This window comes from Clavibacter quasicaliforniensis (assembly GCF_051201715.1).
Lineage (GTDB): Bacteria > Actinomycetota > Actinomycetes > Actinomycetales > Microbacteriaceae > Clavibacter > Clavibacter seminis.
In genome coordinates, this window is sequence record NZ_CP139624.1 from 3,233,903 (window position 1) to 3,257,360 (window position 23,458).

Consider the following 23,458-nt stretch of genomic DNA (forward strand, 5'->3'; position numbering starts at 1 on the left):
CCGCGCGGTCGATGGTGTCGGTCATCGGTTCCCCTCCAGGGACGCCTCGTAGCGCTCGAGCCACTCGCGCTGCTCCGCCGTGACGGGGTGCGGCTCCGAGTAGACGTGGTCGAAGATGCCGGGCAGCGCCGGGCTCGTCAGCTCGATGGTGCGGCGGCGGACGTCGGCGGCGAGGTCCTTGGCCTCCTCGTCGATCCCGTCGAAGAGCGACTGCGGCGCGCCCTGCGCCCGGAGGTACGCCTCGAGGCGGGCGATGGGGTCCTTCGCGACCCAGCCCTGCAGCTCGTCGTCGGTGCGGTACTTCGTGGGGTCGTCGCTCGAGGTGTGCGCGCCGACGCGGTACGTGAGCGCCTCGATGAAGGAGGGGCCGCCGCCGTTGCGCGCGTCGTCGAGGTGCTTGGCCGTGACGGCGTAGCTCGCGAAGACGTCGTTGCCGTCGACCTGCGTGCTCGGCACGCCGAAGCCGCGCGAGCGGAGGTAGAGCGGCGTGCGCGACTGCGTGGAGACCGGCACGGAGATCGCCCAGTGGTTGTTCTGCAGGAAGAAGACCTGCGGGGTCTGGAAGCTCGCGGCGAAGACGAACGCCTCGCTCACGTCGCCCTGGCTGGTGGCGCCGTCGCCGTAGTAGGCGATGACGGCGGTGTCGCGGTCAGGATCCCCGGTGGCGACGTCGCCGTCGAACGCGACGCCCATCGCGTAGCCCGTGGCGTGCAGCGCCTGCGAGCCGATGACCAGCGTGTAGAGGTGGAAGTTGCCCACCGCCGGATCCCAGCCGCCGTGGGTGACGCCGCGCATGAGGCGCACGATGTCGACCGGGTCGATGCCGCGGATGAGCGCGACGCCGTGCTCGCGGTAGGCCGGGAACACGTGGTCCTGCGGGCGCGTGGCCCGACCGGATCCGACCTGCGCCGCTTCCTGACCGGTGCTCGGCGCCCAGAGGCCGAGGTGGCCCTGGCGCTGGAGGTTCGTGGCCTCGAGGTCGAACGCCCGCGTGAGGCGCATGTCGCGGAGGAAGCCGCGGTGGTCGTCCTCCGTGAGTCGCTCGAAGTACGGGAGGAACTCCTCGGCGGAGTCGCTCGGTGCGAGCTCGCCCGCGGGGGTCAGGAGCTGGACCGTCACATCGCTTTCCGGCATCGTCCCAACCTACCGGCGCACCGGGTGGCCCTCCGGCAGCTCCCGGACAATTCCCGCCGACGCGTTCAGTAGCTTCCGGACAGAGGCGGGCTCGCCGATGGTGACGCGGATCCCCTCGCCCGCGAACGCGCGCACCACGAGCCCGGCGGCCGCGAGCTGCGCCTCCACCTCCGCGGTCTCGGCGCCCGTGGCCAGCCAGACGAAGTTGCCGTGGGGTCGCGGGACATCCCAGCCCTGCTCGGTCAGCGCGCGCCAGGCCTCGTCGCGATCGCGCGCGAGGACGGCCACGCGCTCCAGGAGCTCGTCCTCGTGCTCGAGCGACGCGAGCGCCGCGTGCTGCGCGTGTCCGGTGACGGAGAGCGGGATGGCGGCGGACCGGGCGGCGTCGAGGATCCGCGGGCGGCCCACCGCGTAGCCGATGCGGAGGCCCGCGAGCCCGTACGCCTTGGAGAAGGTGCGGAGGACCACGAGGTTCGGGTGGTCGGCGAGGAGGGACATGCCGTCGAGGGCATGCTCCGGCGCGACGAACTCGCCATAGGCCTCGTCGAGCAGCACGAGCACGTCGCGCGGGACGGCGGCCAGCAGGCGCTCGAGGTCCTCCTGCGTCACCAGCGTGCCCGTGGGGTTGTTCGGCGTGCAGACGATGACGACTCGCGTGCGGTCGGTGAGCGCCCGGATCATGCCGTCGACGTCGTGGGAGTGGTCGGGAAGGTTCGGCACCGGCACGCCCGTGGCGCCGGCGACCGTGATGAGGGTGGGGTACGCCTCGAAGGAGCGCCAGGCGTGCACGACCTCGTCGCCCGGGCCGGCGGCCGCGGTGATGAGCTGGGAGAGGATCGCCACGGATCCCGCGCCCGCGTGCACGTGGTCGACCGTGACGCCGAAGCGCTCGGCCAGCGCGGTGCGCAGCAGGGTCGCGCCGGCGTCGGGGTAGCGGTTCACGTCGCGCACCTGGTCGATGCGCGCGAGCACCGACGGCAGCGGATCGAACGGGTTCTCGTTGCTGGAGAGCTTGAAGTCGTCCTCCCCGGCGGGCTTGCCCTGGCGGTAGGCGACCATGGCCGCGATGGCGGGACGGAGCCTCACGGGGGCGGCGGCGTCGAGGGGCGCGGGTTCGGGGATCACCGGGCGATTCTAGGGGCGGGTCGCCGCCCGGCCCATGGTCCGCGGGGACGGTGTCTGCGAGGATCGCAGCATGCCCCGATTCCTCGTCCGCGTGGTCGTCAACGCCGTCGCGCTCTGGCTCACCACGCTCATCGTCTCCGGCACCATCGTGACCGCCTACGAGCCGGGCGACACCACGGCCACCGTGCTCACCTACCTCCTGCTCGGCGCGATCTTCGGCGTCGTGAACGGCGTCATCGGCACGGCCATCCGGATCGTCGCGTTCCCCCTCTACATCCTCACGCTCGGCCTCATCGCGCTCATCGTCAACGGGCTGCTCTTCCTCCTGGTCGGCGCCATCTCCGACGCGCTCGGCTTCGGCCTCACGGTCGAGGGGTTCTGGTGGGGCGTGCTCGGGGCGCTGCTCATGGCGTTCTTCAGCTGGCTGGTGGGCCTCGTGCTCCGACCGGTGACCGCGAGGGCGTGACCCGGGCATCACATCCCGCCGCCCGAGGAGCCTGACGCGGCATGGGCCGGCCGTTCCGCCCGGTAGAGGTGGGAGGCGACCGGCGTGGTCCCGTCCAGGAAGCCGTGGAGCTCGTCGCGTGCCCGTTCGAGGTGCGGGGAGCGCGAGGCGTCCATCTCGGCCGCGGTGGCCCGGTAGGTGCCCAGATCGTGCGCGTCGAGCGGGCCGGCGTGGGCCGTCGGAGCGAAGGCCGGCGCGCGCACCACGACGTCGTCGCCCGCGTCGCCGTCGGACGGGCGCACGCCCCCGAGCGCGGGGACGGGGTCGTCCGTGTGCTCCACCGCCACGCCGTCGATCCCCTGGCGCATCGGCAGCTGCCCGACCGGGGAGCCGAACGTCAGCTCGTGTGCGACGTGGAACCCCGGTCCGTCACCCACCGAGCGCGCGAGGAGACCGCCCATCGAGTAGCCGACGACGTACACCTCGTCGTCCGCGGTCGCGCCGGCCTCGGAGAGCGCGGCGCGGGCCGCGCGCACGGCCGACCCGTCCTCGGTGGCGAGCGCGGCGGCGGCTGAGGCGGGGCCGAAGTCCTCGCGCCCGGTGCGCGGATCCAGGGTCACCATGCCGCCGAGGTACGCGACGAAGCGGCGGCCCCCGTCCGGCGCCCGGTACTCCTCGACGCGCATCTGCGGGGAACCGGGCACCGGGTCGGGGATCCGGTCGGCGAGGTCCGCGAAGCTCGCCGGCGCCGGTCGGACGACGTCACGGCGCACGTGGACGGCCGCCGGCGCGTCGCGCAGGACGCCGACGGCACCCAGCGCTGCCAGGAGACCCGCGGTCGTCGCGCGGACGCCGTCGTCGCCGGCCGGGCGGTCCGAGAGGAAGCGCGTGGCAGCGGCCGCGATGTCCGCGACCGCGTCACGGATGACGGCGGGCAGCATGATCCGCCCGGGTCCGTCCGGTCGGAGGGCGAGCATGCTGCCGAGACCCAGCAGCCGCGCCCCGTCGGGCCCGACACGGGCGAGCTCGTCGCTGATGCCGCCCGGGGACGGGTGAGCCGCGTCCGTCGCATCGCCGCCGGAGGCAGCGCGCACGCAGCGGTCGACGTCCCGCTCCCCATCCGCGTACTCGGCGGCGATGCGCCGCAGGTCGGCGGCGAGCGCCCGCGCATCGTGTGCGGCGGACGCCAGCAGGCCGCGCGGGGCGTCGAGGCCGACGTCGTGATCGCCCAGGATCGTGGCGACCAGCGGCGGCAGGGCGAGCGCGCGGGCATGGTCGTCCAGCCGCCCGCCCGCGTCGTCGAGGCGCGCGGCGATGCGCGTCAGGTCGTCCGTCTCGACCTCGGTGCCGCCTCCCTCGGTGACGGTGAGCCCCGCGACCGCGGTCACGCGTGCGCTCCGGGGCAGCCGGGTGCCGAACCGGCGGCCGGCTGCGCGTCGTGGAGCAGGGTCCCGGCGACCGCGACGCGACCGGCGAGGTCGTCGAGGGCGCCGACGAACGCGTCGTGCGCGCGTCCGGACCACGACGGGTCGTCCCGGCAGGAGGCGATGCCGCGGTGCGTCTCCGTCACCGCGTCGGCGATGGCGGCGAGCGCATGCGCGCGCGTCAGCGCCTCGGCGCGGAGCTGGCCCGGTGTGCTGCCGCTCTCCCGACCCGTCGCTCCGAGCGGATCGCCCCCGCCCGCGCCCCATCCACCCGGCTGCTCCTGCATCGCGTCCCGTCCTCTCCCGTCCGCCCGCATCGTGCGCCGCGGCGAGGACAGCAGGCCGTCCGGATGCCGCCTCGGGGGACGGAGGAGGGATACGGGGGTGTGGGGAGGGACCGCAGCCGACAGAATGAGCGCATGGGAGCCCCCGACTCTCCGGCCGCGACGGCTCCACCCGTCTTCCGGATCGCCTTCGTCTGCACCGGCAACATCTGCCGCTCCCCGATGGCGGAGGTCGTGTTCCGGGACCTCGTGCAGCGCGCCGGGCACGCCGACCGCGTCTCCGTGACGAGCGCCGGCACGGGCGACTGGCACGTGGGCGAGCAGGCGGACGCGCGCACCCTCGCCGCGCTCGAGCGCCGCGGCCTGTCGGGATCCGCGCACCGCGCCAAGCAGTTCGACCCGGACACGCTGCCCGACCTCGACCTGGTGGTCGTGTTCGACCGCGGCCAGGAGCGGACGCTGCGCCAGTGGGCGCGGACGGAGGCGGACCGGGCGAAGATCCACCTGCTGCTGTCGTTCGATCCTCCACAGGCCCACCTGCGGGACGTGCCCGACCCGTACTACACGGACGCGGCGATGTTCGATCGGGTTCTTGGGATGATAGAGCGAGCCGCCCGGGCCCTCCTCGCGCAGGTGGAGCCCGGCATCCGTCCCCCCAGCTAGGAGATCCCCCCGCATGAGCCCGTTGCCCCCGCAGGTGCTGAGCCCCCTCGACGGCCGCTACGCCCCCGTCGTCACCGAGCTCGGCGAGCACCTCTCGGAGGCGGGCCTCAACCGGGCGCGCATCCACGTCGAGATCGAGTGGCTCATCCACCTCACCGACCGGTCGCTCCTCTCCTCCTCGCCGTTCACGGACGCGCAGAAGGCGGCGCTGCGCGAGGTCGTCCAGGGCTTCGGGCAGGAGCAGATCGACGCGCTCGCCCGCGTCGAGGCCGTCACCCGGCACGACGTGAAGGCCGTCGAGTACTTCGTGCGCGACCGCCTGGAGGAGCTCGGCCTCGCGCACGTCGCTGAGCTCACCCACTTCGCGTGCACGAGCGAGGACATCAACAACCTCTCCTACGCGCTCGTCATCGACCGGGCCGTGCGCGAGGTCTGGCTGCCGAAGCTGGCCTCCGTCATCGGCGCGCTCCGCGAGCGGGCCCTCCTCTTCCGCGACGACGCCATGCTGTCGCGCACGCACGGGCAGCCGGCCACGCCCACGACCCTCGGCAAGGAGCTCGCGGTGTTCGTGCACCGGCTCGAGCGCCTCCGGGCCGATGTGGAGGACGTCGAGGTGCTCGGCAAGTTCAGCGGCGCCACGGGCACGTTCGCGGCGCACCTCGCCGCCGACGCGGACGTCGACTGGCCCGCCGAGTCCCGCGCGTTCGTCACGTCGCTCGGGCTCGTGTGGAACCCGCTCACCACGCAGATCGAGTCGCACGACTGGCAGGCCGAGCTGTACACGCGCATCGCCCACGTCAACCGGGTGCTGCACAACCTCTGCACGGACGTGTGGACCTACATCTCCATGGGGTACTTCCGGCAGATCCCGCAGGCCGGGGCCACCGGCTCGTCGACGATGCCGCACAAGATCAACCCCATCCGCTTCGAGAACGCGGAGGCGAACCTCGAGCTGTCGGACGCGCTGCTCGACTCGCTCGCGTCCACGCTCGTCACGTCCCGGCTCCAGCGCGACCTCACCGACTCCACGACGCAGCGCAACGTCGGCGTCGCGCTCGGGCACTCGCTGCTGGCGCTCGACAACATCGGGCGAGGTCTTCTCGAGATCGACGTCGACCGCGCGCTGCTCGCGGCCGACCTCGACGCCAACTGGGAGATCCTCGGCGAGGCCATCCAGACGGTCATCCGGGCGGAGATCGTCGCGGGGCGCAGCTCCATCAGCGACCCCTACGCGGTGCTCAAGGAGCTCACGCGCGGCAAGCGCGTGGGCCGCGACGAGATGCGCGCGTTCGTCTCCGGGCTCGACATCGGGGACCAGGCGAAGGCGCGACTGCTCGAGCTGACCCCGGCCGGGTACGCCGGGCTGGCGTCGCAGCTGGTCGACCACATCCTCTGACCCGGTCGGTCGGGGCCCTCGCCGCGGCGAGGGTCCCGAGGCGCGTCAGCGGACGCGGATCGGGCCGGAACGGATCACGCGGGCTCAGTGCCGGGTGGGACGATCCGGGTGGTCCTGGTCGTCCATGTCCTGCAGCTCGTCGCGGTTCGGCTTGAACGACAGGGCGAGCATCGCGAGCATCACGAGGGCGCCGATGAAGGCCACGCCCGTGAACACGACCACGACCGTCCAGCCCTGGGCGTCGGCGGGCCTGGTGCTGAGCCCCACGATGAGGCCCACGAACGCGGCGAGGGCCGCGGCGATACCGAGCAGCTCGGCGGGGCGCATGCGGTCCTTGCGGATGTTGGAAGTCACGGTCAGCTCGCGCTCTCGGTGGTCCGGGGGGCGTCCGCCGCGGAGGTCGCGGTGGGCGTGGAGGTGCCCCATTTCATGCTCAGGGCGGCGATGACCAGGAAGACCCCGACGATCGCCGCGTAGGCGCCCAGGAGGCCGACGGCCACGACGGGCGCGGTGAGCTGGCCCTCGCGCTGCTCGACCCCGCCGTACTGGACGACGAGGTCCGGCGGCACCAGGAGGAAGGCGACGGCGAGCACGACGGTGAGCGCGCCGGCGGTGATCGCGTCGGTGGCGCCCGGCACGCGGCCGCGCGAGCGCAGGCCGGCGACGAGCTCCAGGAACCCGGTGACGACGGCCCAGACGCTGACGGCGTAGAGGAGGACGAGGACGCCCCCGTCGCGGGCCAGGAGGGCGGCGATGCCCGCCACCACGGTGATCGCGCCCTGCGCGACGGCGCTCGTGCGGAGGCGCGCGGCGGGACCGCGGAGGGTCCGGGCGCCGAGGCCCGCGGTGATCAGGCCGGAGAGGATCGCGAAGACGCCGAACGCCACCAGGCCGAGTGACGGCGAGTGGTCGGTCGAGAAGGTGATGAACGCGGCGAGCGCGAGGGCGGGCAGTGCGCGCAGGAGGAGCACGGGCCAGTACGCCGCCCGGAACGTCAGCTCGTCCTCGGACACGGCAGCCTCTCTCTCCATCCGGGCCAGCCTACTCGGTGGGTTCCTGGGCGGATGCTCGGCCGCGGCCCGCGATGGCGGCCCCGGCGAGCTGGCCTAGGCTCGATACGTGACGAGTCCCCTCCCCCGTCTGGCCGCTGCGGCGGTCGGCGCGGTCGTCGGGCTCGCGGTCGTCTGCGCCGTCGGCGTGGCCTGCGGGATCGTCTACGCGAACCGGGCGTTCTGAGCCGCGTCGGTCCCGCGGCCGACGGCCCGGGATCCGCGGGTCGGGCCCGCCCGATCCGCGCCCGTCCGCCGCGCACCCGCCCAACCGGCGCCCCGCAACCTGCGAGGCGCGAACCGCAACCGAGAGGCCCCGCCGTGCCCCAGCCCGAGACCGCGCCGCGGCCCGCCTCCGAGAGCGGCCGGGCCACCGGCGGGTTCATCCCCGTCGACCGCGCCGTCGTCGCCGCCCCCGAGGGCGCAGCGGAGGCGCTGGCCCGACGCGACCGGCTGGCCCTCGGGATCGACATCGGCGGCACGACGCTCAAGGCCGGGATCGTCGACGTCACCACGGGGATCCGGCTCACCGAGCGCATGACCGTCGCGAAGCCCGTCGGCGGCGAGCCCGAGGACATCGCGGACGTGATCGCCGAGATCGTGCTCGAGCTGACGCCCGACGAGGACCTGCCCGTGGGCGTCGGCGTGCCCGGCATCGTGCGGGACGGCATCGTGCGCTCCTCCGCGCACATCTCCGACCGCTGGCTCGGCATGGACGCGCGCACCGCGATCCGGGAGCGCAGCGGGATCGACGTCCTCACCGTCAACGACGCCGACGCCGCCGGGGTGGCCGAGCTCGAGTACGGCGTGCTGCAGGGCCGCGGCGGCCTCGTGATCCTCACGACGCTCGGCACCGGCATCGGCACGGCACTGCTGCACGACGGCACGCTCATCCCGAACAGCGAGCTCGGCCACGTCCACATCGACGGCGGCGACTACGAGATGCAGGCCGCGTTCTCCGCCGTCCGGCGCGAGGGGCTGACCTTCGAGGCGTGGGCGGCGCGGCTGGAACGGTACTACCGCCACCTCGAGTCGATCATGTCGCCCGACCTCATCGTGGTGGGCGGAGCGGCAGCGCACGAGTTCGCGCGCTTCTCGGCGTTCCTGCACCTCGACACCGAGATCATCGCGGCAAGCCGCGGCAACGACGCCGGACTGGTCGGCGCCGCGCTGCTCGCGCACCGGGCGGGCGTCGCCCCGGACTGATCCGGCGCGGCCGCGTCCGATCGGGCCCGCCGCGGCCGCATCGGGCCCGCCGCGGCCGCATCCGCGCCGGTCTGCCGCGTGGCTCCGATCCCGTCCGGCAGACTGGCGCCATGAGCACCGTCGCTCCCCGCGCGCTGCGCGTCGTCATGTCCCCCGACTCGCTCACCGGATCCGCCACCGCCGTCGAGGCCGCCGAGGCCCTCCGCCGCGGCTGGCTCCGCGCACGACCCGGCGACGACGTGGTGATCGCGCCCATGGCCGACGGCGGGCAGGGCACCCTCGACGTGCTCGCGGCCGCCATCCCGGGAGCGCGCCGCATGCCCGTCCGCGTCCCGGGACCCGACGACCGACCCGCCGACGCGCACTGGCTCCTGCTGCCGGACGGCACGGGCGTGGTCGAGGTCGCGTCGACCAGCGGGATCACGCTGCTGGATCCGCTCCGCCCGCTCACCGCCCACACCCGAGGATTCGGCCGCGCGATCCGGGCGGCGCTCGACGCCGGCGTGCCGCGCCTGCTGCTCGCGCTCGGCGGCAGCTCGTCCACGGACGGCGGCGTCGGCGCGCTCCGCGAGCTCGGGGCGCGGGCCGTCCGCGCGGACGGATCGCCGGCTGGCGACGGCGGCGGCGGGCTCGCGGACATCGCGACGCTCGACCTCTCCGGGCTCCGGACGCTGCCGGCGGGCGGAGCGCTGATCCTCGGCGACGTCACCGCTCCCCTCACCGGGCCCACGGGCGCCGCCGCCGTCTACGGTCCGCAGAAGGGCGCGACGCCCGCGGACGTGAGCGCGCTCGATGCGGGCCTCGCCCACCTCGCCGGCCTGCTCCACGTGGATCCGTCCACCCCGGGCGCGGGCGCGGCGGGCGGCACCGCGGCGGGCCTCGTCGCGTGGGGCGCGGTCGTGGGATCCGGATCCGCCGGCGTGGCCGACGCGATCGGCCTGGCCGACCTCGTCGCGGACGCCGACGTCGTGATCACGGGCGAGGGCCGCTTCGACGCGCAGTCGCGGACGGGCAAGGTCGCCTCGCACGTGCTCGACCTGGCGCGGGCGCACGGGACCGCGGCGATCCTCGTGGCCGGCGCCATCGCCGCCCCCACCGACGGGTTCGCCGCCGCGCGCTCCCTCACCGACGTCGCCGGATCCGCCGACGCCGCACGCGCGGATGCCGTCACCTGGCTCGAGCGCGCCGCGGAGGAGCTGGCACGCGGATGGGAATGGCGCGACTGAGGTCGAGCGGGCCGACTCAGTCCCGGGCGCCCGCCGCCGGATCCGCGCCGGACGCGCGACCCGTGCCACCCGCCGCGCCCCGCTCCCGCAGCGCCCGGTACTCCTCCGCCACGGCCGCCGCCGCGACGTCCCATGTGCGCTCGGCCGCGTGCGCCCGGGCCGACGCCGAGAGCCGCGCGAGGGCGGGCCGGTCGGCGAGCAGGTCGCGGATCGCCCGGGCCCAGTCGGCGGGATCCCGCGTCGGCACGAACACGCCGCTCACGCCGTCCCGCACCGAGTCGACCAGCCCCTCCGTGCGGGACGCGACGACGGGCGTGCCGCACGCGGCGGCCTCGAGCGCCACGAGCCCGTAGGTCTCCGCGGCCGACGGCATGAGCGCGAGGTGCGCGCCGGCGAGGACGCGGGCGGTCGCCGCCCGGTCGAGCGCGCCCGCGAAGACGACGTCGTCCTCGAGGCCGAGCGACCGCACGAGCGCGTGCAGGCTCGCCGCGTACGCGTCCCGGCCGGGCGAGACCCCGCCGGCGATCACGAGCATGGGCCGGGTCCCGGGATCCAGCAGGGCGAGGGCCCGCAGCGCGACGTCCTGCCCCTTGAGCGGCTGGATCCGCCCGAGCAGCACGATCCGCACCCGCCCCCCGCCGTCGCGGCCCGACGGCTCCCGCAGGAACGCCTCCTCCACGCCAGGCGCCACGACGTGCACCGCGGCGGGATCCGCGTCGTAGGCCTCCACGAGCAGCCGCTTCTCCGACTCCGCGGACGCGACCACGAGGTCCGACTCGCGCACGAGCCGCCCCTCGTCCGCGAGCCGCGAGGCCGGCTCCGGGGTGTCCCCCGCGACGAGCCGGCGGTTCTTGCCCGCGGAGACCGAGTGCAGCGTCAGCACGTGCGGCACGCCCCATGCGCGCGCGACCGGCAGCGCCGCCACGGCCGACAGCCAGTAGTGCGCGTGCACGACGTCCGCCGGCGGCAGCGCGGCGAGCGCGTCAGCGAAGGCGTCCGTGATCCCGGGCAGCTCCTCCTTCGCGAGCGGCCCGACCGGCCCCGCCCGGAGCGCCCGCAGCTCGACGCCCGGCGCGACGGGGAGCACGGCCGGGTCGGCCGGATCCGTGGCGCGCGTGATCAGCTGCACCTCGTGCCCCTGCCGTCCGAGGCTCCGCGCGAGCTCCAGGAGGTAGACGTTGAGCCCGCCGGCATCGCCGGTGCTGGGTGTCTGGATCGGCGACGTGTGCAGCGAGACGAACGCGATCCTCATGCGCCCGATCCTACGAGCGGCGCCGGGCGACGCCGACGCGGCTCCGCGCGCACGCCCTGTCCCGACCGCGACGCCCTGCGAACCCCGGAGGTGCCGCGCGCCCCGATCGGGGACAATGGACGGATGCGGTCGCCCGTCCGCAACCCGTCCACCCTCCCTCGCCCGGGGAGGACCCGTCTGGAGGCCCGCATGACGCGACCTGCCGGCCCCGCGACCATGCAGATCGGCGAGCTCGCCGAGCGCACCGGCATGTCCCATCGCACGCTCCGCCACTACGACGAGACCGGCCTCCTGCGCCCGTCCGGCCGCTCGGACGGTGGCTTCCGCCTCTACACGGCCGACGACCTGGAACGCCTCCTCCTCATCCGCCGGATGAAGCCGCTCGGCTTCTCGCTCGAGGAGATGGTGCGCCTGCTCGAGGTCACGGACGCCCTCGACGCCGCCGGGCCGGATGACGACATCGCCTCCTTGCGCGCGGACCTCGCCGCCTTCGTCGCGGACGCGGAGGAGCGCCGCCGCCGCCTGTCCGAGCACCTCGCCATGGCCGACGAGTTCCTCGACCGCCTCCGCGCCCGCTGACCCGGCGACCCGACCGCGCGGATCCCCCGCCCGACACCGCCTCGTACCATGGGGAGGTGTCGACCATCACCCCTCCCCGCGCGCCCGCCTCGGCCTCCGCCTCCCCCGTGCTGCGCGAGGCGTCCCGCCGTCGCACCTTCGCCGTCATCTCCCACCCCGACGCGGGCAAGTCCACGCTCACCGAGGCGCTGCTGCTGCACGCGCACGCCATCGGATCCGCAGGCGCGGTGCACGGCAAGCAGGGCCGGAAGTCCACGGTCTCCGACTGGATGGACATGGAGAAGGAGCGCGGCATCTCGGTGAGCTCCGCCGCGATCCAGTTCACCCACCGCGACACCGTCATGAACGTCGTCGACACCCCCGGCCACGCCGACTTCTCCGAGGACACCTACCGCGTCCTCTCCGCGGTGGACGCCGCGATCATGCTCGTCGACGCCTCCCGCGGCCTCGAGACCCAGACCATGAAGCTGTTCGAGGTGTGCCGCCAGCGCCGCATCCCGATCATCACCGTCATCAACAAGTGGGACCGCCCGGGCCGCGAGCCGCTCGACCTGATGGACGAGATCAAGGAGCGTACGGGCCTCCTCCCCACGCCGCTCACGTGGCCCGTCGGCGAGTCCGGCGCGTTCTTCGGCGTCGTCGACCGCTCAAGCGGCGAGTGCGTGCACTTCACCCGCACGGCCGGCGGCGCGAGCATCGCCCCCGAGACGCGCATGTCGCCCGACGAGGCTCTGGCCGCGGCCGGATCCGCGTGGACGAACGCGGTCGAGGAGAGCGAGCTCCTGCACGAGGAGGGCCAGGACCACGACGAGGAGTCATTCCTCGCCCGCCGCACCACGCCCGTCCTCTTCGCGGCCGCGGTCCTCAACTTCGGCGTGACCCACATCCTCGACGCGCTGGACGCCATCGCGCCCGCCGCGCAACCGCGCCCCGACGAGCAGGACCGCACGCGTCCCGTCGAGGAGGACTTCTCCGGCTTCGTCTTCAAGGTGCAGTCCGGGATGAACACCGCGCACCGCGACCGCCTCGCCTTCATGCGGATCTGCTCGGGCGTCTTCCACCGCGGCATGACCGTCACGCACGCCCAGACCGGCCGCCCCTTCGTCACCAAGTACGCGCAGCAGCTCTTCGGCCGCGAGCGCTCCACCGTCGACGACGCCTACCCGGGCGACGTCGTCGGCCTCGTCAACGCGTCCAACATCCGCGTGGGCGACACGCTGTTCGACGGCGCTCCCGTCACCTTCCCGCGCCTCCCGCAGTTCGCGCCCGAGCTCTTCCGCGTGGTCCGCTCCAAGGACACGAGCACGCACAAGCAGTTCCGCAAGGGCATCGAGCAGCTGGACCACGAGGGCGTCATCCAGGTGATGCGCTCCGACCTCCGCGGCGACCAGGCCCCGGTCCTCGGCGCGGTCGGTCCCATGCAGTTCGAGGTCGTCGTCGAGCGCATGACAAACGAGTTCCGCGCGCCGCTGCGCATGGAGCCGCTCGAGTACCAGGTGGCCCGGATCACCGACGCGGCCTCCGCTCCCGCCCTCGCGAAGACCATCGGCGTCGAGGTGCTCGTGCGCTCCGACGGCACGCACATCGCGTTGATCACCACCCCGTGGCGCCTGAAGGCGATCCAGCGCGACAGCCCCGAGCTCACCCTCGTCGACGCCGCGACGGCCCTGCCGGACGCCTGATGACGGGGAAGCGCGCGTGACCCCCTCACCCGGTCACGCGTCCGCGCCTCTCGATCCGGGGCCTGCGGCCATGACCCCCTTGGCCGGTCACCGCACCTCCGTCGAGGCTGCTCCCGTCGGCGGACCGGCGATGGAGTCCGATACCATCCCACAGGACACGACCGTGGACGTCGATGCCGTCGTCGTCCGCGGCCCGGCGATCGACGCCCAGACCCGCTGCATCCACTACGGATCCGCGCTCGACGTGGTCGCCCTCCGCGCCCCGTGCTGCGACGCGTGGTACCCGTGCCACCTCTGCCATGCGGCCGTCGCCGACCACCCGCTGGAAGTGATCCCCCGCTCGGCCCACCACCTGCCGGCCGCCCTGTGCGGCGTGTGCCGCGCCACCATGAGCGTGCCCGAGTACATCGCGGCGGAAGCCTGCCCGAGCTGCGGCGCCGCGTTCAACCCCGGCTGTGCTGCTCACGCCCACCTCTACTTCGCGCCCTGACCGGGACACGCGCCGGAGCCGCGCCTCGATCCGCCGGTCCGCTCGGCCGCTCGCCAGGGGCGCCGGATGCGCCGCCGGGTCGCCGGACGAGCGGCACCTCCGCGGGCGTCTGCGCCCGACGTGGTGGCCCTCGGACTATCCGCCCGCCGGCATGTCCGCGAAGCGCGAGAAGTGCCCGTGGAAGCCGACCGTGATGGTGCCCGTCGGCCCGTTGCGGTGCTTGGCGACGATGAAGTCGGCCTCGCCCGCGCGCGGGTTGTCCTTCTCGTAGGCGCTCTCGCGGTGCAGCAGGATGACCATGTCGGCGTCCTGCTCGAGCGAACCGGACTCGCGGAGGTCGGAGATGGCCGGCATCTTGTCGGCGCGCTGCTCCGGCCCGCGGTTCAGCTGCGAGAGCGCGATGACGGGAACCTGCAGTTCCTTCGCCATGAGCTTGAGCGCACGCGAGAACTCCGAGACCTCCTGCTGGCGCGACTCCACTTTCTTGCCGCTCGTCATGAGCTGCAGGTAGTCGATGACGACGAGCTTCAGCCCGACCTTCTGCTTGAGCCGACGGCACTTCGCGCGGATCTCGACGAGCGTCATGTTCGGGCTGTCGTCGATGTAGAGGGGCGCGTCGTTGATGCGGCCGCGGGTCTGCGCGATCGTCGTCCAGTCCCTGGCGTCCACCGTGCCCTTGCGCATGCTCTGGAGCGGCACGGACGCCTCGGCGGACAGCAGGCGCATCGCGATCTCGCTGCGCCCCATCTCGAGGCTGAAGAAGATCGACGGCATGTCGTACTTGATGCTCGCGGCGCGTGCGAAGTCGAGCGCCAACGTCGACTTGCCTAGCGCGGGGCGCGCGGCGACGATGATGAGCTGGCCCGGGTGCAGGCCGTTGGTGAGCGCGTCGAGGTCGGCGAAGCCCGTGGGCACGCCGGTCATCTGGCCGTCCTTGCCCTTGGCCGCCTCGATCTCGTCGATGGCGACCGTGACCGCGTCCGTGAGCGGCACGTAGTCCTCCGCCTCGACACCGCCCGTGACGCCGTAGATCTCCGCCTGAGCGTTGTTCACGAGGTCGACGACCTCGCCCTCGCTGGCGTAGCCCATCTGCACGATGCGGGTGCCGGCCTCGACCAGGCGCCGCAGCACCGCCTTCTCGGCGACGATGGACGCGTAGAAGCCGGCGTTGGCTGCCGTGGGGACGACGCTCGTGAGGGTGTGGAGGTAGTCGGCGCCACCCGCGCGGCTCAGCTCGCCGAGCTTGGTGAGCTCGTCGGTGACCGCGATGACGTCCGTGGGCTCACCGTGCGAGTACAGCGACAGGATGGCGTCGAAGATGATCTCGTGCTTGGGGATGTAGAAGTCGATCGCCCGCACCTGCTCGACCGCGTCGGCGACCGCGTCCTTGCTGAGGAGCATGCCGCCGATGGCGCTCTGCTCGGCGAGGAGGTCGTGCGGCGGCGTGCGCTCGTGGCCGGCGCGCTTGTCGCGCTCGTCCCGTTCGCCGGCGAGACCCAGATGGGCGATGGACACGTGCGGCTCCCCTCGGTCGGTTGGGCGGATGCGCCCGCACGACCGTTCTAGCTCGGACCTCCGACACCGCTCAGACGACGTCGGCCGGACCGCTGTCGGGTCCTCCGCGACCCGTTCGACGGGCGCTGCCCCACGATATGGATCCGGTCCCGCCAGGACCAAATGCCCCTGTGGACGAGGCTGTGGACAATGTGGGCGAAACGCCGAGGATCGTGTGGACTACCTGGGGACAAGCCTGTGCACTACTGACTTTTTTCCGGTCTGAATCCATTGCTGACCAGGCCTGGAGTTCTCCCCCACCGGTGTGGGAAAACTAGTCTGCACCAGGGCTTGAGAGTTCGTCTGCTACGGCCTGGCCTGTGGATGGGGCTGGGGATCCAGAGGCCTCTGACCGGCTGGTTAACCGCAGATGGCGGTGGGCTCCATGAGCCCACCGCCATCGATCTCGTGCTGCGTTACTTCGCGGCGACGACCTGCAGGCTGATCGTGGCGACGATGTCGTCACGGAGCCGGATCGTGGCCTCGTGGTTCCCCGTGGCCTTGATGGCGTTGGGGATCTCGATCTTGCGCTTGTCGACCTGGCCGATGCCGGACTCCTCGACCGCCTTGGCGATGTCGGACGTCTTGACGGAGCCGAAGAGGCGCCCGCCCTGGCCGGCCTTGACGGTGAGCTTGACGATCTTGGCCTCGAGGCGGCTCTTGAGGTCCTGCGCCTCCTCGATGGTCGCGTGCTCGCGAGCGGCACGCGCTGCCTTGATCTGCTCGATCTGCTTCTCGCCGCCGCGGCTCCAGATGACCGCGAAGCCCTGGGGCACGAGGTAGTTGCGGGAGAACCCGTTCTTGACCTCGACGACGTCTCCGGGGGAACCGAGGCCGGAGACCTCGGTCGTGAGGATCACTTTCGACATTCCATTACCCCTTAACGGCCAGAGCCGGCGTAAGGGAGAAGTGCCATCTCACGCGCGTTCTTGACTGCGCGCGCGATGAGGCGCTGCTCCTGCACCGAGACACCGGTGATGCGACGAGCGCGGATCTTTCCCCGCTCGGAGATGAACTTGCGGAGGGTGGCGACATCCTTGTAGTCGATGACGCCGACGCGGATGGACTTCGCCGGGGCGGCGTTCTTGCCGCCCTTGGCTCCGCGGAGAGGCTTGCGGCGGTCGCCGCTGCTCTTTCCAGCCATGATTCTTCCTGTCTTTCGTACGTAGTGCGACGAGCCCTAGAAGGGCGTCTCGTCGTTGAAGTTGCCGGGGTTGGACCAGCCGCCGTCGCCGCCGCCGGAGTTGCCGCCCGAGCTCGCGGGGGTGCCCCACGGCTCCTCGGCCACCTGCTGCTGCTGGGGCTGTCCGCCGCCGAACTGGCCACGGCCACTGCCGCCGGAGTTGCCCCCGCCGCCGTTGCCGCCGCCGCCGGCCGCGCGCGTGACCTGAGCGGTCGCGTAGCGGAGCGAGGGGCCGATCTCGTCGACCTCGAGCTCGATGGAGGTGCGCTTCTCGCCCTCCTTCGTCTCGTACGACCGCTGCTTGAGGCGGCCGGTCGCGACGACACGCGAGCCCTTGGTGAGCGAGGACGCCACGTGCTCGGCGAACTCGCGCCACACGCTCGCACGGAGGAAGAGGGCGTCGCCGTCCTTCCAGTCGTTGCTCGCGCGGTCGAAGGACCTCGGCGTGGAGGCGATGGTGAAGTTGGCTACCGCCAGCCCGTTCTGCGTGTATCGCAGCTCCGGATCACTGGTGAGGTTGCCCACGACCGTGATGATGGTTTCGCCGGCCATCGACTACTCCCCGGTCTTCTCGCTGGAAGCAGCCTGGGCTGCCGGCTTGCCGGGCGTCGCCGGAGCGGCGTCCGTGGCGGGCGCCTGGGGCGCGGCGTCTGCGGCCTTGGACGTGGCGGCTGCCTTGCGGGCGGCCTTCTCGTCGGCGAGCTTGCGAGCGGACGCGACCATGGCCATGGCCTCCTCGGCACGCAGCACCTTGGTGCGCATGACGGCCTCGGACAGACCCAGCTGGCGGTCGAGCTCCTGCGTGGCCTCGCTCGTGGCGGTGAGCTGGACGACGGCGTAGATGCCCTCGTTCTTCTTGTTGATCTCGTACGCCAGTCGACGACGGCCCCAGACGTCGACGTTGTCGACGGTGCCACCGCTGGTGCGGATGACGTTGAGGAACTTGTCGAGACTGGGAGCGACGGTGCGCTCATCGATCTCGGGATCCAGGATCACCATGAGTTCGTACTGATGCGTCACTAACCCACCTCCTTCGGACTTGAACGGTCGCAGACGATCTGCGACAGGAGGGTATGTGCATCTGTCCGCGCGGGGCAGGGGAATCCCGTTGCCGAGCGGACAACCTCGCAAGACTACCGGATGGGGAGGAGTCGCACCAGGCCGCGGGTCGTGGCCGAGCGGATCAGCCCTGCTCGGCCGCCCACCACGCGACGAGGCGGCGCTCGGCCTCCTCCTCGGGGAGCGGGCCCTCGTCGAGCCGCAGCTCGAGCAGGAAGCGGTAGGCCCGGCCCACGACCGGCCCCGGCGGCACGTCGAGGATCCGCATGATCGCCTCGCCGTCGAGGTCCGGACGGACGGCCGCCATCTCCTCCTGCTCGGCGAGCTCGGCGATGCGGGCCTCGAGGTCGTCGTACGCGAAGCCGAGGCGGTCGGCCTTGCGACGGTTCTGCGTGGTGACGTCCGCGCGCGTGAGCATGTGCAGGCGCTCGAGCTCAGGGCCGGCGTCGCGCACGTAGCGGCGGACGGCCGAGTCGGTCCAGCCGCCCTCCGTGTAGCCGAAGAAGCGGAGGTGCAGCTCGATGAGGCGCGCGACCGACGCGATCGTGTCGTTGTCGAAGCGGAGCGCGCGGAGCCGGCGCTTGGCCATCTTCGATCCGACGACGTCGTGGTGGTGGAAGGTGACGACGCCGCCGGGCTCGAGCCGGCGCGTGGACGGCTTGCCGATGTCGTGGAGCAGCGCGGCGAGGCGGAGGACGAGATCCGGCGCGTCGCCCGGGTGGCGGGAGCGCTCGTGGTCGATGGCCTGGTCGAGCACTTGGAGGGAGTGCTGGTAGACGTCCTTGTGACGGTGGTGCTCGTCGGCCTCGAGCTTCATCGCGGGGAGCTCGGGGAGCACGTGGTCGGCCAGCCCGCCCTCGACGAGCAGGTCGAGGCCCGCGCGCGGCTCGGGGGTGCGCAGCAGCTTGGAGAGCTCGTCGCTCACGCGCTCGACGGAGATGTCGAGGATCCTCGGGGCCATGTCGCGGATGGCATCGAGCGCGGCGTCGTCGAGGCGGAAGCCGAGCTGCGAGGCGAAGCGGACGGCGCGCATCATGCGGAGCGGGTCGTCGCCGAACGAGACCTCGGGGGCCACGGGCGTGCGGAGCACCTGGGCGAGGAGGTCGTCGATGCCGCCGGACGGATCCACCAGCACCACCTGCGGCAGGCGCACGGCGAGCGCGTTCACCGTGAAGTCGCGGCGCACGAGATCCTCATCCAGCGACGAGCCGAACTCGACCTCGGGCTTGCGGGAGACGCCGTCGTACTGGTCGGTGCGGTAGGTCGTGATCTCGACCTGCTCACCCTTCACGCGCGCGCCGATCGTGCCGAACGCGCGGCCGATGTCCCAGTGGGCGTCGGCGACGGGCTTCACGATCTCGAGGATGCGGTCGGGGCGCGCGTCGGTGGTGAGGTCGAGGTCGGTCGCCGCGCGGCCGAGGAAGGCGTCGCGCACGGGGCCGCCGACGAGCGCTAGCTCGTGGCCCGCCTCATGGAAGGCGCGCGCGAGCACGGCGACCGGGGGTGATGCGGCCAGCTCGCGGAGACGCTCGAGGGCCTGTGCGACGCTGTGCATGGTCGGACAGTCTACGGCGGGACGACGACGGGCTTCCGGCGTCCACGGCGAGCGCACACGGGCCGCGCGGGGCCAGCCATTTAGAATCGGCAGATGCACGCCGCGCCTCGACACGACGCCGGCCCCACCCGCACGGACAGAGCCCTCCGGCTGATGCGGCGATCCGCTCGACGCACGATCTCCACCCTCGTGTGCGTCGCGGTCGCCGCCGGGACGCTCGCCGCCGGGACGGTCGCGGGTCCGTCGACCCCGGCGCACGCGGCCACCGACGGCGTGACGCTCACCGTCACGCCCGCGGCCGAGGGGATCCTGACCCCCGGCCAGGACCTCGCCGTCACCGTGTCCGTCGTCAACGCGACGGAGGCCGCGGTACCGGCCGGGCGCATCGACCTCGACCTCAACCGCACCGTCCTCGACACCCGGACGAAGATCGACGGCTGGCTCGACACGGCGTCCACCGACCAGAACTCGCGCACCGGCCCGCGGATCGGCCGCGCCGACACCCCGGAGGTGCCCGCGGGCGGCACCGTCGACGTGGCCATCACGGTCCCGTCGGCGACCGTGGCCCTGCAGGGCAGCCGGGGCGGGTTCGGGCCGCGCGGGCTCACGGCGGAGCTCGACGCCGGCGGCGCGGACGTCGCGACGGGCCGCGGTGCGGTCGTCTGGAGCCCCGGCGCGGATCCGGCGCCCACGCCCGTCGCGGCCGTCATGCCGCTCACCGTCCCGGCGAGCGCGTCGGACTTCATCGACGCCGAGGCCCTCGCGACCTACACGGCGGCGGGCGGCACGCTCACGCGTCAGCTCGACGCGGTCTACGGCCGCCCCGTCGCGGTGGGCATCGACCCGCGGATCATCGCGTCCATCCGCATCCTCGGCGCCGACGCCCCCGCATCCGCCGTCGAGTGGCTGCAGCGCCTCCGCGAGATCCCGAACGAGACCTTCGCGCTGGCCTGGGCGGACGCCGACGTCGCCGTGCAGGCGCAGGCGGGGGCCGCGACCCTCCTCGCGCCCACGGACGCCTCCTACGCCGTGCGCGCGAGCCGGTTCGCGGCGCCGGGCTCGACCCCCGCGCCGTCCCCGAGCTCGACGCCCAGCGAGACCCCCACGGCGACGGAGTCCCCCGCCGCGAGCGGCACGCGCGATGGATCCGCCATGGCCGGAGCCGCGACCGCCGCCCCCGCCGAGACGCCCGCCCCCTCCTCCAGTCCCGAGCCGAGCCCCACGCCATCGGCGCCTGCGCTGGCCCCCGCGCCGAGCCTCGCCGACCTGACGGCCTGGGACTACACGATCTCCAGCGTCTCCTGGCCGGCCGCGGGCACCGTGACCTCGGGCGATCTCGGGGTGCTCGCCGCCAGCGGCACCACCACGGCGATCCTCGGGAGCGGCGACGTGCAGTCCACGGGTTCCGCGTCCGTCGCCGCGACCGGGACGATCGGCGACACGACCGTGCTCGTGACCGACGACCGCGTCTCCGCCCTCGTCGACCGTGCCCTCTCCGCCGAGACCGACGAGGCCTTCGGGATCGCGCTGGCCCAGCTCTCGGCGACCCTCGCGGCCGACGCGCGCGCGGCTGACGGGCACGTGGTCGTCGCCGGCCTCGAGCGCGGCTGGGCGGCATCCGGGGGGCGGCTGGGTCAGCTGCTCGACGCGATCCAGGGGCTCCCCTTCAGCGACACCGCGCAGCTGGGCGCCGCCTTCGCCACCGCGCCCGTGCCTCTGCAGGTCGTGGATCACCCGGAGGACGCCACGCGGGTCCAGCGCGTCGCCGACGCGATGTCGCTCGAGGCGCAGGTCGACGCGTTCGCCAAGGCGGTCGAGCGCCCCGAGCTCATCACCGGGCAGCAGCGGATGCTGCTCCTCGCCACGCTCGCGAACCGCTGGCGCGACGACACGGATGGGCTGGTGACCGTCCAGGACGGTTACACGGCGCAGGCCGACGCGCTGCTGGGCTCCGTCGCCATCACCACCCGCCAGAACACCGTCATCAGCGACACGACGAGCCTCCTCATCAACGTGAGCAACGAGCTCGACCAGCCCGTCACGGTGCGGCTGTCGATCATCGCCGGCAGCGGCCGGATCCGCGTCGACGACTCCGCGGTCGTCACGGTCCCCGCCCACGGCAGCGCATCGGCCCGCCCGCCCATCACCTCCATCTCCAACGGCGACGTCGTGGTCACCGCGCGGCTGACCACCCAAGACGGTTCCGTCCAGATCGGCGAGAGCGCGCCCGTCGAGCTGTTCATCCGGGCCGGGTTCGAGGCCGTCGTCACGACGCTGTTCGTCGCCGCCGTCGCGCTCCTGTTCGGCTTCGGCCTGTTCCGCAGCATCCGCAAGCGCCGCCGCGCCCGCGCCCGGCAGCTCGCCGGCCTGCCCGAGGAGATCGATGACTGACCGGATCGTGCCGCCCGCCTCCGAATGGGACGCGGCATGACCGCGTCACCCGCTCCCCGCGGCGGCATCGGCCGCGCGTCCGCCCTGCTGGCCTCGGGCACGTTCGTCTCGCGCATCCTCGGCTTCGTCAAGGCGATCGTGCTGCTGCAGACCATCGGCGCGACCCTCGGCAGCTCCAACGCGTTCTCCAACGCGAACCAGCTCCCCAACAACATCTACGTGATCATCGCGGGCGGCGTCCTCAACGCCGTCCTCGTGCCGCAGGTCGTGCGCGCCGCCAAGCACGCCGACGGCGGCGCCGGCTACATCAACAAGCTCGTGACGATCGCGATCGTCGTGCTCGGCGGCGTCACGATCCTCGCGACCGTCGGCGCTCCCGTCGTCTCCCGCCTCTACGCCGCCACCCTGCCGCCGGACGTCTTCGCGCTCGTCGTCGCGTTCGCGTACTGGTGCCTGCCGCAGATCCTCTTCTACGGGCTCTACGCCGTGCTCGGCGAGGTGCTGAACGCCCGGGGATCCTTCGGGCCGTTCACGTGGGCGCCCGTCCTCAACAACGTGGTCGCCATCGCCGGCCTCCTCGTCTTCCAGGCCATGTTCGGCTCCGGCAGCCGCCCGGTCGACGACTGGAGCCTCGACAAGATCGTCGTGCTCGCCGGATCCGCGACCCTCGGCGTCGTCGCCCAGGCGCTCATCCTCTTCGTGTTCTGGCGCCGCGTGGGCCTGCGCTTCCGGTTTGACTTCGCGTGGCGGGGAGTGGGCCTCGGCACAGCCGGCCGCCTCGCCGGCTGGACGTTCGGCATGCTCGTCGTGACGCAGCTCGCCGGCATCGCGCAGTCGAACGTGGCGAACATCGCGGCCACCTCGGACAGCCCCTCGAGCACGATCCTGCTCAACGCGTGGCTGTTCTTCATGCTGCCGCACTCGATCTTCGCGGTCTCGATCGCCACCGCGTACTTCACCCGGATGAGCACGCACGCGGGCGAGGGCGACCACGACAGCATGCGCGCGGACCTCTCCTCGGCCGTGCGGCTCGTCGCGCTCATGACGGTGCTCTCCACCGCGCTCATCGCCGTGCTGGCAGGACCCGTGGCGCGCGTGATGGTGTCGGGCGACATCGGCGAGGTCCGCGGCTACGGCATCGTGCTCATCGCCTTCATCCTCGGCCTGCCGGCGTTCAGCACCCTCTTCGTGCTGCAGCGCGCCTTCTACGCCCTGTCGGACACGCGCACGCCGTTCCTCATCCAGTGCGCGCAGGTCGTGCTGTTCATCGCCGGAGCGCTGGTCATCTCGCAGCAGCCCGTCGAGCTGATCGGCGTCGGGCTCGCCCTGCTCCAGACCGTCACGGTCACCGTCCAGGCCGTCCTGACCGCGGTGCTCCTCCGCCGCCGGATCGGCCGCGTCGACGGGCGTCGGATCCTCCGCAGCGTGGTCCGCTTCGTCGTCGCCGCAGTGCCGACCGCGCTCGTCGGCATCGCGCTCCTCGCCCTCGTCTCGGGCGGCGCGTTCGAGGGAGTGGGCGTCGCGTCGAAGGGCCAGTCGCTCCTCGTCGGGATCCCCCTGGCCGCCGTCATGACGGCCGTGTACGTCGCCGCGCTGGCCGCCATGCGCTCCTCCGAGCTGCAGCAGCTCGCGGGCCCCGTCATGCGCCGCATCCGCCGCCGCTGACCCCGCACGCCGCCACCGGCTCGACGGGCCCCGAGGCCTGTCCGCGCACGCGCCCCCGCCCGGTGGAGCCGCAGGAATAGCCGCTACCGTGGGTCT

General features: G+C 73.1%; 22 protein-coding genes and 1 pseudogene. 10 read left to right on the forward strand and 13 right to left on the reverse strand.

All coding sequences use genetic code 11. The features are described 5' to 3' along the window. Window positions 1-21: 21 nt before the first annotated feature. Both NL142_RS15535 and NL142_RS15540 read right to left on the reverse strand, forming a co-directional pair. Window positions 22-1,134: a thiamine pyrophosphate-dependent dehydrogenase E1 component subunit alpha gene (locus NL142_RS15535; RefSeq protein ID WP_435080418.1), complete on the reverse strand. Its 1,113-nt coding sequence runs from the start codon at window positions 1,132-1,134 to the stop codon at window positions 22-24. 9 nt (window positions 1,135-1,143) lie between these two features. After that, entirely contained in the window at window positions 1,144-2,259 is a 1,116-nt protein-coding gene (locus tag NL142_RS15540; RefSeq protein ID WP_435080419.1) for a pyridoxal phosphate-dependent aminotransferase, read from the reverse strand. 70 nt (window positions 2,260-2,329) lie between these two features. Between NL142_RS15540 and NL142_RS15545 the strand changes: the two genes are divergently transcribed. Then, a complete protein-coding gene (locus NL142_RS15545) occupies window positions 2,330-2,725 on the forward strand; it encodes a phage holin family protein (protein WP_435080420.1) in 396 nt (131 codons plus the stop codon). 8 nt (window positions 2,726-2,733) lie between these two features. On the opposite strand, the gene NL142_RS15550 is transcribed toward NL142_RS15545, so the two are convergent. Further along, the gene (locus tag NL142_RS15550; protein WP_435080421.1) at window positions 2,734-4,092 is read right to left on the reverse strand and encodes a hypothetical protein; all 1,359 of its coding nucleotides are present in this window, start codon (window positions 4,090-4,092) and stop codon (window positions 2,734-2,736) included. Further along, window positions 4,089-4,415 (reverse strand): hypothetical protein, encoded by a 327-nt coding sequence (locus NL142_RS15555; RefSeq protein ID WP_435080422.1) that lies wholly within the window; start codon window positions 4,413-4,415, stop codon window positions 4,089-4,091. Before NL142_RS15555 ends, NL142_RS15550 begins: the two co-directional genes overlap by 4 nt. 132 nt (window positions 4,416-4,547) lie before the next feature. Between NL142_RS15555 and NL142_RS15560 the strand changes: the two genes are divergently transcribed. Together NL142_RS15560 and purB are read left to right on the forward strand one after the other, a co-directional pair. Beyond that, window positions 4,548-5,075 carry a low molecular weight protein-tyrosine-phosphatase gene (locus NL142_RS15560; RefSeq protein ID WP_012039636.1) on the forward strand — a complete coding sequence of 176 codons (528 nt, stop codon included), beginning with the start codon at window positions 4,548-4,550 and terminating at the stop codon, window positions 5,073-5,075. A 13-nt stretch (window positions 5,076-5,088) separates the two neighbouring features. Then, a complete protein-coding gene (gene purB, locus NL142_RS15565; RefSeq protein WP_435080423.1) occupies window positions 5,089-6,471 on the forward strand; it encodes an adenylosuccinate lyase in 1,383 nt (460 codons plus the stop codon). 84 nt (window positions 6,472-6,555) lie between these two features. Here purB and NL142_RS15570 read toward each other — a convergent pair whose 3' ends face one another. Both NL142_RS15570 and NL142_RS15575 read right to left on the reverse strand, forming a co-directional pair. After that, window positions 6,556-6,825 (reverse strand): hypothetical protein, encoded by a 270-nt coding sequence (locus NL142_RS15570; protein ID WP_194634312.1) that lies wholly within the window; start codon window positions 6,823-6,825, stop codon window positions 6,556-6,558. 2 nt (window positions 6,826-6,827) lie between these two features. Then, window positions 6,828-7,502 carry an HdeD family acid-resistance protein gene (locus tag NL142_RS15575; RefSeq protein ID WP_237583706.1) on the reverse strand — a complete coding sequence of 225 codons (675 nt, stop codon included), beginning with the start codon at window positions 7,500-7,502 and terminating at the stop codon, window positions 6,828-6,830. Between the two features lie 339 nt (window positions 7,503-7,841). Here NL142_RS15575 and ppgK point away from each other — a divergent pair, with 339 nt between their 5' ends. Both ppgK and NL142_RS15585 read left to right on the forward strand, forming a co-directional pair. Then, window positions 7,842-8,726, forward strand: a complete 885-nt coding sequence (ppgK, locus tag NL142_RS15580) for a polyphosphate--glucose phosphotransferase (protein WP_435080424.1) — start codon at window positions 7,842-7,844, stop codon at window positions 8,724-8,726. 110 nt (window positions 8,727-8,836) lie between these two features. Next, complete coding sequence (locus NL142_RS15585; protein WP_435080425.1) at window positions 8,837-9,952, forward strand: glycerate kinase; 1,116 nt, start codon at window positions 8,837-8,839, stop codon at window positions 9,950-9,952. A 16-nt stretch (window positions 9,953-9,968) separates the two neighbouring features. On the opposite strand, the gene NL142_RS15590 is transcribed toward NL142_RS15585, so the two are convergent. Beyond that, entirely contained in the window at window positions 9,969-11,204 is a 1,236-nt protein-coding gene (locus NL142_RS15590; RefSeq protein WP_435080426.1) for a glycosyltransferase, read from the reverse strand. Between the two features lie 189 nt (window positions 11,205-11,393). Here NL142_RS15590 and NL142_RS15595 point away from each other — a divergent pair, with 189 nt between their 5' ends. The 3 genes from NL142_RS15595 to NL142_RS15605 all read left to right on the forward strand — a co-directional run bounded on the left by NL142_RS15595 (window position 11,394) and on the right by NL142_RS15605 (window position 13,955). Continuing rightward, window positions 11,394-11,783, forward strand: coding sequence for a MerR family transcriptional regulator (locus NL142_RS15595; protein WP_435080427.1), 390 nt, complete (start codon window positions 11,394-11,396; stop codon window positions 11,781-11,783). A 56-nt stretch (window positions 11,784-11,839) separates the two neighbouring features. Further along, window positions 11,840-13,465: a peptide chain release factor 3 gene (locus tag NL142_RS15600; protein ID WP_086506173.1), complete on the forward strand. Its 1,626-nt coding sequence runs from the start codon at window positions 11,840-11,842 to the stop codon at window positions 13,463-13,465. 163 nt (window positions 13,466-13,628) lie between these two features. After that, entirely contained in the window at window positions 13,629-13,955 is a 327-nt protein-coding gene (locus NL142_RS15605; protein WP_435080428.1) for a CHY zinc finger protein, read from the forward strand. A 135-nt stretch (window positions 13,956-14,090) separates the two neighbouring features. Here NL142_RS15605 and dnaB read toward each other — a convergent pair whose 3' ends face one another. From dnaB to NL142_RS15635, 6 genes and pseudogenes are all read right to left on the reverse strand, one after another. After that, on the reverse strand, window positions 14,091-15,470 hold the full coding sequence (gene dnaB, locus NL142_RS15610; protein WP_012039646.1) for a replicative DNA helicase: 1,380 nt from the start codon (window positions 15,468-15,470) through the stop codon (window positions 14,091-14,093). 455 nt (window positions 15,471-15,925) lie between these two features. Next, complete coding sequence (gene rplI / locus NL142_RS15615) at window positions 15,926-16,378, reverse strand: 50S ribosomal protein L9 (RefSeq protein WP_012039647.1); 453 nt, start codon at window positions 16,376-16,378, stop codon at window positions 15,926-15,928. A gap of 11 nt (window positions 16,379-16,389) precedes the next feature. Beyond that, window positions 16,390-16,653 carry a 30S ribosomal protein S18 gene (rpsR, locus tag NL142_RS15620; RefSeq protein WP_012039648.1) on the reverse strand — a complete coding sequence of 88 codons (264 nt, stop codon included), beginning with the start codon at window positions 16,651-16,653 and terminating at the stop codon, window positions 16,390-16,392. Window positions 16,654-16,689: 36 nt separating this feature from the next. Next, window positions 16,690-17,244 carry a single-stranded DNA-binding protein gene (locus NL142_RS15625; protein ID WP_435080429.1) on the reverse strand — a complete coding sequence of 185 codons (555 nt, stop codon included), beginning with the start codon at window positions 17,242-17,244 and terminating at the stop codon, window positions 16,690-16,692. A gap of 102 nt (window positions 17,245-17,346) precedes the next feature. Further along, window positions 17,347-17,691: pseudogene (gene rpsF / locus NL142_RS15630) on the reverse strand (30S ribosomal protein S6); the annotation flags it as partial. 184 nt (window positions 17,692-17,875) lie between these two features. After that, window positions 17,876-19,306 (reverse strand): CCA tRNA nucleotidyltransferase, encoded by a 1,431-nt coding sequence (locus tag NL142_RS15635; protein WP_435080430.1) that lies wholly within the window; start codon window positions 19,304-19,306, stop codon window positions 17,876-17,878. 93 nt (window positions 19,307-19,399) lie between these two features. Here NL142_RS15635 and NL142_RS15640 point away from each other — a divergent pair, with 93 nt between their 5' ends. After that, window positions 19,400-21,697, forward strand: coding sequence for a DUF6049 family protein (locus NL142_RS15640; RefSeq protein ID WP_435080431.1), 2,298 nt, complete (start codon window positions 19,400-19,402; stop codon window positions 21,695-21,697). Between the two features lie 36 nt (window positions 21,698-21,733). Continuing rightward, complete coding sequence (gene murJ, locus NL142_RS15645; RefSeq protein WP_435080432.1) at window positions 21,734-23,362, forward strand: murein biosynthesis integral membrane protein MurJ; 1,629 nt, start codon at window positions 21,734-21,736, stop codon at window positions 23,360-23,362. Window positions 23,363-23,458: the final 96 nt, after the last annotated feature.

Coding starts and splice junctions, on each gene's coding strand:
- NL142_RS15535 (WP_435080418.1), bottom strand. CDS start 1,134: ATGCCGGAAAGCGATGTGACGGTCCAGCTCCTGACCCCCGCGGGCGAG.
- NL142_RS15545 (WP_435080420.1), top strand. CDS start 2,330: ATGCCCCGATTCCTCGTCCGCGTGGTCGTCAACGCCGTCGCGCTCTGG.
- NL142_RS15555 (WP_435080422.1), bottom strand. CDS start 4,415: ATGCAGGAGCAGCCGGGTGGATGGGGCGCGGGCGGGGGCGATCCGCTC.
- NL142_RS15560 (WP_012039636.1), top strand. CDS start 4,548: ATGGGAGCCCCCGACTCTCCGGCCGCGACGGCTCCACCCGTCTTCCGG.
- purB (WP_435080423.1), top strand. CDS start 5,089: ATGAGCCCGTTGCCCCCGCAGGTGCTGAGCCCCCTCGACGGCCGCTAC.
- NL142_RS15575 (WP_237583706.1), bottom strand. CDS start 7,502: ATGGAGAGAGAGGCTGCCGTGTCCGAGGACGAGCTGACGTTCCGGGCG.
- NL142_RS15585 (WP_435080425.1), top strand. CDS start 8,837: ATGAGCACCGTCGCTCCCCGCGCGCTGCGCGTCGTCATGTCCCCCGAC.
- NL142_RS15590 (WP_435080426.1), bottom strand. CDS start 11,204: ATGAGGATCGCGTTCGTCTCGCTGCACACGTCGCCGATCCAGACACCC.
- NL142_RS15595 (WP_435080427.1), top strand. CDS start 11,394: ATGACGCGACCTGCCGGCCCCGCGACCATGCAGATCGGCGAGCTCGCC.
- rplI (WP_012039647.1), bottom strand. CDS start 16,378: ATGTCGAAAGTGATCCTCACGACCGAGGTCTCCGGCCTCGGTTCCCCC.
- rpsR (WP_012039648.1), bottom strand. CDS start 16,653: ATGGCTGGAAAGAGCAGCGGCGACCGCCGCAAGCCTCTCCGCGGAGCC.
- NL142_RS15625 (WP_435080429.1), bottom strand. CDS start 17,244: ATGGCCGGCGAAACCATCATCACGGTCGTGGGCAACCTCACCAGTGAT.
- NL142_RS15635 (WP_435080430.1), bottom strand. CDS start 19,306: ATGCACAGCGTCGCACAGGCCCTCGAGCGTCTCCGCGAGCTGGCCGCA.
- NL142_RS15640 (WP_435080431.1), top strand. CDS start 19,400: ATGCACGCCGCGCCTCGACACGACGCCGGCCCCACCCGCACGGACAGA.
- murJ (WP_435080432.1), top strand. CDS start 21,734: ATGACCGCGTCACCCGCTCCCCGCGGCGGCATCGGCCGCGCGTCCGCC.